This is a genomic window from Desulfonatronum sp. SC1 (genome assembly GCF_003046795.1).
Classification (GTDB): domain Bacteria; phylum Desulfobacterota; class Desulfovibrionia; order Desulfovibrionales; family Desulfonatronaceae; genus Desulfonatronum.
In genome coordinates this window covers 18,697-29,884 of sequence record NZ_PZKN01000003.1, presented here as the reverse complement: position 1 = coordinate 29,884, position 11,188 = coordinate 18,697, and the positions used below count along the sequence as shown (strand labels likewise).

At 59.6% G+C, this 11,188-nt stretch carries 8 protein-coding genes; all 8 read right to left on the bottom strand.

Going from position 1 to position 11,188, the window contains the following annotated elements:
• Window positions 1–45: 45 nt before the first annotated feature.
• Window positions 46–441: a response regulator gene (locus C6366_RS02390; RefSeq protein ID WP_107735755.1), complete on the bottom strand. Its 396-nt coding sequence runs from the start codon at window positions 439–441 to the stop codon at window positions 46–48.
• 59 nt (window positions 442–500) lie between these two features.
• A complete protein-coding gene (locus C6366_RS02385; protein WP_158269605.1) occupies window positions 501–896 on the bottom strand; it encodes a PleD family two-component system response regulator in 396 nt (131 codons plus the stop codon).
• Complete coding sequence (locus C6366_RS02380) at window positions 893–4,777, bottom strand: ATP-binding protein (RefSeq protein ID WP_107735753.1); 3,885 nt, start codon at window positions 4,775–4,777, stop codon at window positions 893–895. The genes C6366_RS02385 and C6366_RS02380 overlap by 4 nt, the downstream gene beginning before the upstream one ends.
• A gap of 201 nt (window positions 4,778–4,978) precedes the next feature.
• Window positions 4,979–6,160 carry a response regulator gene (locus tag C6366_RS02375; RefSeq protein ID WP_107735752.1) on the bottom strand — a complete coding sequence of 394 codons (1,182 nt, stop codon included), beginning with the start codon at window positions 6,158–6,160 and terminating at the stop codon, window positions 4,979–4,981.
• Between the two features lie 226 nt (window positions 6,161–6,386).
• The gene (locus tag C6366_RS02370; protein ID WP_107735751.1) at window positions 6,387–8,528 is read right to left on the bottom strand and encodes a chemotaxis protein CheA; all 2,142 of its coding nucleotides are present in this window, start codon (window positions 8,526–8,528) and stop codon (window positions 6,387–6,389) included.
• 70 nt (window positions 8,529–8,598) lie between these two features.
• Window positions 8,599–8,961: a response regulator gene (locus tag C6366_RS02365; RefSeq protein ID WP_107735750.1), complete on the bottom strand. Its 363-nt coding sequence runs from the start codon at window positions 8,959–8,961 to the stop codon at window positions 8,599–8,601.
• Window positions 8,933–9,292: an STAS domain-containing protein gene (locus C6366_RS02360; protein WP_107735749.1), complete on the bottom strand. Its 360-nt coding sequence runs from the start codon at window positions 9,290–9,292 to the stop codon at window positions 8,933–8,935. The genes C6366_RS02365 and C6366_RS02360 overlap by 29 nt, the downstream gene beginning before the upstream one ends.
• A 25-nt stretch (window positions 9,293–9,317) precedes the next feature.
• Window positions 9,318–11,183 carry a hypothetical protein gene (locus tag C6366_RS02355; protein ID WP_107735748.1) on the bottom strand — a complete coding sequence of 622 codons (1,866 nt, stop codon included), beginning with the start codon at window positions 11,181–11,183 and terminating at the stop codon, window positions 9,318–9,320.
• Between the last annotated feature and the right edge of the window lie 5 nt (window positions 11,184–11,188).

Genomic DNA, 11,188 nt, shown 5'->3' with positions numbered 1-11,188 from the left:
AATTTTTTGCGGCAACGCAGCAATTGGGAGTTTTTCAACGGACTGCTACTCCAGAGTCAACGAACGTAACGCCGTGTCCACGACTTCCCGGTTCACCGGCTTGGTCACGTAAACGCTGGCCAAGCCTTTGAAAAAGGCCTGACAGACGTTTTTCTGATCCTCCAGGCAGGAAACCACGATTACCCGCGTCTCTTCGCCCGGCACGATCCGCCGTTCCTGCTCGATGTCCCGGATACGCCGCAGCGCCTCATGACCGTCCATCACCGGCATCATCAGATCCATCAAGATCACCGTGTAGGGCTCCCCCCGATCAAGGGCGTTGATAAAGGCCGCCACCGCTTCTTCCCCGTTTTCCACGGCATCGCACGGACCGAAGGCTTCCATGATTTTTTTCAACTTGCTCCGACTGACCAACTCGTCGTCCACCACCAGACTTTTCATCTCGTTCTCCTTTCGACATACCCCGTGAGCCGATGACCGGTTGCAAATTATCAGCAAACCTACCCCAGATTCAGAGTCCGCAACGCCGCGAGGACGGACTCCCGATTCACCGGCTTGGTCACATAGGCGCTGGCCAAGCCCTTGAAAAAGGCCTGACAGACATTTTTCTGATCCTCCAGGCTGGAAATCACGACCACCCGTGCTTCTCGGCCCGGGGCAACCCGACGTTCCTTTTCCATGGCCCGGATGCGTCGCAGGGCTTCGTGACCGTCCATCACCGGCATCATCAGGTCCATCATGATCACTTCGTAGGGCTCGCCCAGGTTCATGGCTTTGATCACGGCCAAAACGGCCTGATCCCCGTTTTCCACTTCATCGCAGGGGCCGAATGATTCCATGATTCTCTTCAGTTTTCGCCGACTGACCAACTCATCGTCCACCACCAGGCACTTCATGATGTCCTCCCTTGAACAAACGCCGACAATGCGCGATATGCACCTCGAAGCCGTTCCAGAGGCTCCTCGAGACCCGCAACGTCTCCCGCTCGTCCGATCCATTCCAAATCATTGGCCGCCTGGGCCAAATTCTCCGCCAGCAGATTGGCCGCCCCGCCCTTGACGGCGTGGGCCTCTTCGGCAACACCCCGGGCGTCTCCAGCGGCCAGGGCCTCTTCCATCCGCGGAATCTGCCGCTCCAGATTCCCCAGAAAGCCATGCAGCACCTCGTCCAGCAAATCCTGATCCCCCTCGAATTCCTCCACAGCCCGCTGGTAGTCCATGGGCGCCTCACCGGGACCGGCCGTCTTCGGCTGAACCGGAACTGAAGCAACCTCCGCGCGGTTCTCCAGTGGTGCCGTCCTGCCGATCCACTTGCCCACCATGGCCAACAATTCCACACGCCGCATGGGCTTGGCCAAATAATCATCCATATCCGCCGCCAGACATTTCTCCCGATACCCCGCCACCGCATGGGCGGTCATGGCGATGATGGGCGTTCGACGAAATGGCTGAAGGCTGAGACCTGAAACCTGAGGAGCAATCTGCTGATCGCCACCTTCTCCAACCGTTGAACCGTTGAACCGTGAACCGTGAACCCCGCTTTCCAATTTCCTGATCTCCCTCGTCGCCTCGAAACCGTCCATGATCGGCATCTGGACGTCCATCAGGATCAGATCGTAGCGCTTCGACTGGAACGCCCGGATCGCATCCAGACCGTTCGTGGCCACATCCACGGTGCAGCCGGCGCTGCACAGATGGTATAAGGCCACTTGCCGGTTCGTGGGATAGTCTTCCACCAGGAGAACCCGACACGGAAAGGCTCCCGGCACCCACCCGGACTCGACATTGGACGCCGTCTCCTGTTCTTCCCGGATCGAGGGCAAAAGCATGTCCAACTCCAGGACCGTTGGCAGATCCAGGGCGAAGCTGAAGATACATCCTTGCCCCTTGGGGCTTTCCAGGACAACGTCTCCACCCATCAGCTCCACAAAGCGCTTGGTGATGGCCAATCCCAGGCCCGTCCCCCCATATTCACGGGTCGTGGAGCTGTCGGCCTGGGTGAAACTCTCGAAAACCAGGGAATGTTTCTGTTCGGGAATCCCGATTCCCGTATCCCGAACCTCGAAGCGAATCCGCGCCGAACCATTACGCGGTTCGATCTGCTGCGCTGAAACCGACACCTCGCCGACATGGGTGAATTTGATCGCGTTGCCGCCAAGGTTCAGCAAAACCTGACGCAATCGTGCGGCATCTCCCACAAGGAACCGGGGAATGTCCGGAGAAACGCTGGAAACGTATCGCAACCCCTTGCGCCGGGCCAGTACGCTCAGAGTCTCCCGCAACTGGTTGAAAACGTCACTGAGATCAAAGGCCGCGGCTTCCAATACCACTTGTCCGGCTTCGAGCTTGGAAAAGTCCAAAATGTCGTTGATGATGCGCATCAACGCTTCGGCTTCCGTGACAATTGTCCGCAAGGCCAGTGTCGGATGCACCCCGCCACCGGGATCTTGTGCCAACTCGGCCATGCCCATGATCCCGTTCAGCGGGGTCCGGATTTCATGACTCATGTTGGCCAGAAACTGACTTTTCGCCAGGGTCGCTTCCTCGGCTCGGGACAGGGCGGCATCCAGCTCAAGATTTTTGCTGAACATCTCCTGAGCCGATTCCAACAGTCTTTCTTCGGCTTCGCGACGATCCGTGACATCCAGGAGGAAACCATCCAGGTAAACGGCCCGTCCATCTGCCCCCCTGACCAGTTTCCCCTTTTCGTAAACCCAGCGTACGCTTCCATCTCGATGCAGCACCCGGTACTCCACTTCCCACGGAATGCCTTCGGAAAAAGCCTGGAATACAGATCGCTGGACATACTCCAGGTCGTCGGGGTGAACGACGTCCCAGTGAGTCAATGACGGTTCGGGCCCCAAAAAGGCCTTGGCCGGATGACCGACGATCGTCTCCACCGGATCGCTGATGAACAGCAAAGCATGCCCGGAACCAGCCTCCCGCCGGTAGACGGCCCCTGAAATATTGTCCACCAAGGATTGAAACTGGTTCCGGCTGTCCCGAAGCGCCTGGGTCCGCTCGGCGACCAGACGCCGAAGCTGCTCGCGACGCTGAACCATCACCCCGACCACCAATCCAACGGCCCCGGTCACCATCAAGCCGGACAGGGCCGCCATCCAACCGGCCATGGCAGGATTGGCTCTCTCAAAGGCCCGGGTCGGGCGAATCTCCACGGCGTAGGTCTTGCCAAAGGCCATTACCGGCCTGGCCAGGACAAAGGAGGTGTATCTTCGCGAACCGCTCTGCTCCGACGCGGTCCCCATCGGTATTTTGCCCTGCTCCGGATGCAGTTGATAAAAATCGATGAGGGTCAGAGGCTCGCCGTTGGTGAAGGAATCGGCGTCCAGCGAGCCTCGAACCAGTGAATCCACGTTGACCAGGGCGGCGGCAAACCCGTCCGGAAACGCACCGGAACCGAGGGCAACGGAGGAAGAATCATCAGAGGAAGACGAAGGGATCGAAAGGGCGACAAAAATAGTCCAGCCTTCGGTTGGCCCCTCGGGCAAGATGAAGGCATCGCTTCCGGAAACCATGCCCGTCAGCCGGGTCATGTCCAAAGCCGCTCGCAGAAAGGAGCAACCCGTCGCATCCCGGCCCGGTAGATCCCGGTTTTGAGCAAGAGGCGCTACAAGCGCCACGGGGGCACGATGGTCACTGAACCATGGCGATACTCCGTTCGGCCCGTTTCCAAGCTCGCCCCCACGCCCTTCCGCTTCCGTCTCCCCATGGGGACACATCCAGGAACAAATCCGGACAAGGGAAGAACACTGCTCCAGGCCCACGTGCTCCGTCGCCGGCACGACAGGCAACCACATCCAGGCCCGTACGGCCGGATTCCCCAGCAAGTAAGTCGTGTACCGGGAAAACGCATCGCTCGTGAGCGCTGGATTGAGTTCAAGCAAGGAGGCCAAGCTGGGGATTTCACTTTGGGCGAGAGAGCGGAAGCTCTCGAGAATCTGGGCCGATTTAACGTTGGCCAGCAAGGCGAAGGTCTTGAAGTGGTACCGGTATTCGGCTCGGTGCAGGGTCCAGACCATACTTGCCGTCAGGATCAGCCCGAGAAGCAAGGTCAGCACGGCTTCCAGGGGAAGCCCGAGTTTCCTGGCCGCCTCGGCCTCCCGCTCCCGACGAACGGCAAGTAACACATGTCCGGTCATCAGCACGGCGGCCAGAACCAGAGTCATTAAGGCCGGGAAAAATCCGGCCCGCAACGCCGAACGACGCCAGTCCCCGGCCTCCACGTCGATTCCCGTCACGGCCAGCAAAGTGCCGTCAACCGGGTCGATCAGAGGGACCAGAGCGCTGACCCAGGTACCCCATCGATCCGTCTCAGGGCCTTCCACCAAGGCCCGTCCGGAATTGAAGACCTCCAGGAGCGGGTCCGTGACCTCCTCGTAAACCTGTCCGGGCGGCGATGCGTCCCAATCCGTGTCCGGCTCGGAATCCACATAAAAGAAGATCGTCCCGTCGTCTCGACGACCCATCAGATAGGTCCATTCCCAACGGTCGTCGATCAGCTTGGTCAGCCGCAGATGTTCCTTGAGCCGTGCATACTGAACCGTTTCCATGTCGGCCCGGTCTCCGGCAAGATTTCGCACCCACTCCGGATTCACCGCCTGGGTCACCAACAAGGCCTGACGCAGCAAGTCCTCGCGCATCACTCGGTCGGCTGTGCGCACGGACCACCAGCTGCATGCCAGCCCGACCGTCAGCACAAGGCCCAGGACGAGTAGAGAGCGAGCCTCGAAAAGATTGCGCCAGGACGTCGTCTTCACGGACAAACACTCCGGGGCGGCGCACCGCCGTCCATCACCGGACGCATTCTGAATCGCACGATGAGAACCTCGCGGGCAACCGCAAGGAAAAAGCGGGGGATGATTCAGGATTGATTGACATATCAGGGAGGGGTTGGAATCAGTCGACAAACGGCATTACTCCCAGTAGGAGCACGGCGCGCCGTGCCCCCTACTGGACCATCATGCGGCCAAAACCTCATGCATCACCTCTTCCAGCTTCGAGGTTTCCACCGGCTTGGTCACGAAGGCGTTCATGCCGGCGGCCAGGCAACGTTTGCGATCCACCGGCAGGACCATGGCGGTCAGGGCGATGATGGGGATATCCTTGTCGATGCCGGTTCTCTCTCCGGAACGGATGATCCTGGTCGCCTCCAGACCATCCATGACGGGCATGGAGATATCCATTAGAATCAAATCGAACTTCGCTTCGGACAAGGCTTCCAGAGCTTGTTCACCGTCGTCCACGGCAAGCACCCGGTGCCCATGCTTGGACAGCAATTGTTCCGTCATGAACTTGTTGACCGGCTCGTCCTCGGCCAGGAGGATCGAAAACGGACCGCGAGGCGCGTCAGAAATCGACGGCATGATCGCTGGCCTCGGCAGTGGCAGAGAAACGGAAAACGTGCTGCCCAGGTACAAATCACTGTCCACGACGATCTCGCCGCCCATTTTCTCCACAAGCTCCCGGGTCACGGCCAGCCCCATGCCCAAACCGCCGAAACGCCTGGAGTGAGGCCCGGTGACCAGCTTGTCGAAGATCGCCTCCTGGCTTTCCTTGGGTATTCCGATACCGGTGTCCGTGACCTTGATGCACAACGTCGGCGCCCCATTCTTGTCCTGTCCCCGACCGAACTGCACCAGCACCTCGCCGGAGTCCGTGAACTTGACCGCATTATCCACCAGCAACTGCGTCACCTGGGCGATCCAGCCCGAAACGCCGTGCAAGACTCCGGAGACATCCGGCGAAACATACACGAAAAAGTGCAGATCTTTTTCCAGGGCTTGCTGCTCATGGGAATGCAGCCGAGGCAGGATATCCCCGGCAATGGTGTAATCCTCCGATTCTTCGTCCTCCGCTTCGGAGCGCAACCGGGAAAAATCCAGGATCTCGTTGACCAGTCGGAGCAACTGGGACGTGGACGTTCCGATCATGGACAAGTAGTTGGCCTGGGTGGAGTCGAGACCGGTCTCGGACAGCAACTCGGACATGCCCATGATCGCGTTCAGCGGCGTTCGCAACTCATGACTGATCCGGCCCAGCAACACGTCCCGGGCCTTGGCGTTCTCATCGGCTTCCCGCCGAGCCTGCTCGTATAACCGTTCCAGCCTGGCCAGTTTGGTGGAAATATCTTCGTTGTTCATGGACTTTGCCCCTTCGGGGGTTCAGCGATTCACGGTTCAGCGATTGAAAAGTTGACGTGCCGGATGCGGCTTTCGCCTTATCCGGCCTACATCAGAAACGAGCCCGCTATGTGGACCGGATAAGCGAAGCGCATCCGGCGGCAGTGTCGTCGTTCAAAGCACAATGGCGCTTGTCTTCCTCGGTCTTTTTGAGAGCTGAGTAGTTGCACTCCTGAAATCCTTCTTCTCACCCCTCCCCTTGCACGACATTCCGCACAGCGGCACCGACCAGGGCCTGGACGTCCAGGATCAGGGCCATGGTGCCGTCGCCGTTGATGGTCGCCCCGGAGATGCCTTCCAGTTCGCGGTAAACCCAACCCAGGCTTTTGATCACAGTCTGATGCTGGCCGATGACCGTGTCCACCACCAGCCCGACGCGCTGCTCCTGGACGTTGACGATCACCACTTGCTCGATACTCGGGAGCGCTCCCTGCTGGTCGAACCAATTCCGAAGGCGGATGAACGGAACGGCTTCTCCGCGCAGATTAATCATTTCCCCGTTCTCGCCGAAATTCGACGTGAAGCGGTCCAGTTCGACGCATTCCTCCACCGCGGACAAGGGGATGACGTATTGCTCCCGGGCCACCTCCACTTGCAAGCCGTCGATGATCGCCAGGGTCAGCGGCAGCTTGATCAGGACGCTGGTGCCCTTGTTCGGGACGCTCTCCAGCTTGATCACCCCGCGCAAAGCGTCGATGCCGCGCTTGACCACATCCATGCCCACGCCCCGCCCGGACACGTTGCTGACCTGTTCGGCGGTGGAAAACCCCGGCAGAAAGACCAGTTGCAGCACCTCGTCGTCCGAAAGGGCGGAATCCGCGGAGATGAGTCTTTTCTCCAGAGCCTTGGCCCGTATCCTGGCCGGTTCGATGCCCGCGCCGTCGTCCATGATCCGGATCAGGACCTCGCCGCTGGCATGCTCGGCGGAGAGGGTGATCCTGCCTTTGCGCGGCTTGCCCTTGGCCTGCCGGGCTTCTGGCGACTCCACCCCGTGGTCGATGGAATTGCGCAAAAGGTGGACCATGGGATCGTTGAGCTTTTCGATCACGTTTTTGTCCAGTTCGGTTTCACCGCCCTGGGCGACCAGCTCGATCTCCTTGCCCAATTCCTTGGAGAGATCCCGGACCAGCCGCGAAAATTTGTTGAAGGTGCTGCCGATGGGCAACATCCGGATACCCAGGGTGTTGTCCCGCAATTCATCGCTGAGTCGCTCCAGTTCCTCGGCCAAACTGACCAGGGCCGGGTCATGGCGCTGGGTCACGAGTTGGGTCAACCGGGCCTGGACGATCACCAGTTCGCCCACCAGGTCCCCTAGCTTGTCCAGCTTGGCGGCCTCCACCCGGATACTGGGCACGGCCTCCTTGTGCTCCACCCGAGGCGCCCTAGCCTCCCGCACCACCTCTTGCTCGGTCAGGGCGGCTTCCAGGCCCTGGGAGCTGACCAATCCGGCCTGGGTCAATAATTCGCCCAAGGGCCGCTGCTGCTTGAGAATCTCTTGCAGGTCCTGGAGCTTGACATCTCCTCGCTCCACCAAAATCTCCCCCAGCCGCTTGCCTACGTGGGCCACCTCGTTCGGGTCGACCGTCTCCACCTCCTGGATGGTCAGTTCGCAGTCGTCCTCCACGAAAATGAACACGTCGTGAATGGCTTCCTTGCCCCGCGACGTCACCAGGATCATGTCCCACCACGTATAGCAGGACACCGGGTCCATCTCATCCAGCTTGGGAATGTTTTCGGTCCGGGCCACGACCCTGCAATTGCCCAATTCGACCAATTCCTCCAGCAAGGCCAGGGGGTTGGTCCCGGTCAGTAAAATGCGGGCATCCGGCTTGAAGCGAACCCGGTACACCGTGGAAACCTCACCGACCGAACCGGTTGCCTCTGTTCTCTCGGCGTCCGACTCGTCGGCGATCGACCCGGAAGGTCCTTTTCCGGCTTGTTCCAGAAACCCTCGCAACCGCGTGACGATCCGCTCGGACTCGCTCTGACAAGTGGACGCGTGGCATCCGTCCTGGTGCAGCATCTCCAGAATCAAATCCCGAGACTTGAGAGTCAAATCCAGCAGCTCTGGGGAGACCCGCAACTCGTCGTTGCGAACCAGGTCGAACACGGTTTCCAGTTCGTGGGTGAACAGGGCGATGTCGTCAAAACCGAACATCGCCCCGGACCCCTTGATGGTGTGCATGGACCGGAACACCCGGTTGATCAGCTCGTGGTCCTCGGGGCTGGATTCCAGCTCCAACAGGGCGTCCTCCAGATCTCCCAGCAGCTCACGAGCCTCTTCCAAATAGGCTTTCCTGGTCTGCTCCATCTGCTCTTCGCGACTCATGGCGTCATCTCCCTTCCGTCTCCACACCCGGATTCCAACCTTCCCCCCGCGACAGTTTCTCGACGAATGGTTATCTGACGACCTTTTTCACCACGGCCAGCAATTGATCCGGCTTGAACGGCTTGACGATCCATCCGGTAGCCCCGACTTCCTTGCCGGCCTGCTTTTTTTCCGCCTGGGACTCCGTGGTCAGCATCACGATGGGGACGAACTTGTAGTTGGGCAGGGCACGGACTTGGCGGATCAACTCGATGCCGTCCATGTTCGGCATGTTCAGGTCCGTGATGATCATGTCCACGGTTCCGGACAGTTTGGTTAGTGCATCTTTTCCATCCACGGCCTCGACGACCTCGTAGCCGGCGTCCTTCAGGGTGAAGCTGACCATCTGCCGAACACTGGTGGAATCATCCACGGTCAAGATTCGCTTGGACATCCTCGACTCCTTTCCTAAAAATCCCGTCGGCATGCCGAGGAGCGAAACCCATCTGCTCCGCCTTGGCCATGATGCTCTCCGGTATGTTCATGAATCGCGGCCCATCCGGGCCCAAGCTTTTTGCCACTGAAACGAGGAGCTGGAAAAAGGTCACATCCCCGTCCTCAATATCCCCCAGATCGACATGGAGCGCGGCCCCGACTTCCACCGCCTGCGCAAGGGCTTGCGTAAAGCCCCGATGCAGTTCCTCCGCGCCCTCCACCCCCCAGCGCCCGGAAAGCATCAGCAACCGGGTCGAGGGGTCTGGAGCGGATATCGACCATTCTCCCATTATAGCCTCCTGATTTGTCCGCCTGTCAAAATAATTCCACATTATCGTCGTCGTCGAACAGTTCCACATTATCGTCGTCATCACCGAACAGTTCGATGTCGTCGCTTTCCTTTACCTCGGCCCCGCCGTGCTCTTCACCGAGGTGAATCATGCGCTCGGCTTCCATGGTGTATCTGGCTAGCAGTTCCTTCAATCGATCCGACCGTTTGGATGGATCACAGTCCGCCGAGGATTGGACCATGGCCTGATCCGCCAATTCTTCGAAGGTGTTCCTGGCCTGGTCCAGTTCCTGGAGTACGCCGTGATGAAAGGTGATCCCGTCGATCTGGTCCTGAAGATCCCGGCTGAGCGTGTTCCCTTCAGCCTGAATCCCGCCGAACAGGTCCATGGTTTGCCGGTTCAGGTTGCGCAGGGTGTTGATCATTTCCTCCAGCCGCCCCACCATCTGCTCCATCCGCCCGGTTTCCGAGGAAACATCGGAGAGTTTTCGCAGCTCCAGGGCATGGTCGGAAATGGCCCGTAATTCCCCGGCCACCTGGTCGGTCACGGTCCTGGCGTCCATGGACAGACGCTGAATGGCCCCGGCCAGAACGCCCAAAGCCAGTCCTTCTTCGCCGGTATGGGCAGCCTGGACACTGGCATTCAAGGCGATCAGTTCAATTTCCGAGCCCACTTCCTCGATATTGCCGACAAACCCGGCCATCTGGGCCACGGTCTCTCCCACCCGGACCATGATTTTGCCCAGTTCCTCGCTTTTGGAACCAAATCCGCGCATGAAATCGATCAGCTGGTGGACATTGGCCCCGATCTGGTCCAGCACGTTCCGGCTGGAATCCTCATCGGAACTCAGCATTCCGCCCAAGTCCTGGTTCAACCCCTCCACGGTCCCGACGATGCTGGCCAGGTCGTCCATCAGGGTGCTGACGGCCTGGTCAAAGGCCTTGCGGCAATAGCCCATTTGGGATGCTTGCAGGGAGCAGACATCCGCGATCCAACAGGCCGTTTCCTGCATCCTTTGATGTTCGGCCTCGCCGTTTCTTTCAGCCTCGCCGTTGCCATGCCCCGCCTCCTCGCCGAGCATCCGGACCATGTCATCCACGGCCTCGCAAACGTGCTCCACCTGCTGCCGGGTGATATCGTGAAACTGAAGGGAGGCGACAATGGACCCAACGTGCCGGCTGATCTCTCCGGTTCGTTGGGACAACTTTAGGGATGCCTCCGCGGAGTGATCGGAAAGACGGGCAAGGTTGGAAAGGTTGGCCTGACCGCTGGTCAAAGCCTCGTCGGTTACGGCCTGCTGCTCCCGGACCAGGGTTCCGGTTCGGTCCAGAGCCGAGGCAACCTGTTCGCACAGATGCTTGGCATCGGCCTGAATCTTCTTCCAGTGTTCGATGATGTTCTGCCCCAGGCTGTCCACCTGCCCGGCCAGATTCATGAACCCACGACCCTTCTCCCCCAGCCGGGCGCTTTCGATCCGCGTGGTCACGCCAAGCATTTGCAGCGTACGGACGATCTTCCGGAAGCTCCCCGTCTCCTGCTCCAGGGAGCTGATCCGTTCCAACAAGTTTTTCAGTCGCTCCACATCTTCCTTACGCGAAGACAGACCATGAACCTCCCTGATTCGGTCCATCTCGCCCCCCAGAGCCTCGACGATCTGGCCGATTTCCTCTCCGGCGGTCAGTTCGGTCAGGGACGTGGCGTTTTGAGCCATTTTCCTGGCCTGGGACGAGAACGCCTGAATGTTCCCGCCCAGGGCAAGAAACGCATCCTCCCGGCCAGGAATAATCCTGGCCACTTCGTGGCCAAGTTTTTCCAAACGCTGAGCCCAGTTCCGGGCATGTTCCGAGAACCGTTCGAGGTCGAAGCCGGAATGCGTCGTTGAGTCCGTCATGGCAA

Bases quoted from the DNA above. Each gene is read 5' to 3' on its own strand.
- C6366_RS02390 (WP_107735755.1), bottom strand. From the start codon at position 441: ATGAAAAGTCTGGTGGTGGACGACGAGTTGGTCAGTCGGAGCAAGTTG.
- C6366_RS02385 (WP_158269605.1), bottom strand. From the start codon at position 896: ATGAAGTGCCTGGTGGTGGACGATGAGTTGGTCAGTCGGCGAAAACTG.
- C6366_RS02375 (WP_107735752.1), bottom strand. From the start codon at position 6,160: ATGAACAACGAAGATATTTCCACCAAACTGGCCAGGCTGGAACGGTTA.
- C6366_RS02370 (WP_107735751.1), bottom strand. From the start codon at position 8,528: ATGAGTCGCGAAGAGCAGATGGAGCAGACCAGGAAAGCCTATTTGGAA.
- C6366_RS02365 (WP_107735750.1), bottom strand. From the start codon at position 8,961: ATGTCCAAGCGAATCTTGACCGTGGATGATTCCACCAGTGTTCGGCAG.
- C6366_RS02360 (WP_107735749.1), bottom strand. From the start codon at position 9,292: ATGGGAGAATGGTCGATATCCGCTCCAGACCCCTCGACCCGGTTGCTG.
- C6366_RS02355 (WP_107735748.1), bottom strand. From the start codon at position 11,183: ATGACGGACTCAACGACGCATTCCGGCTTCGACCTCGAACGGTTCTCG.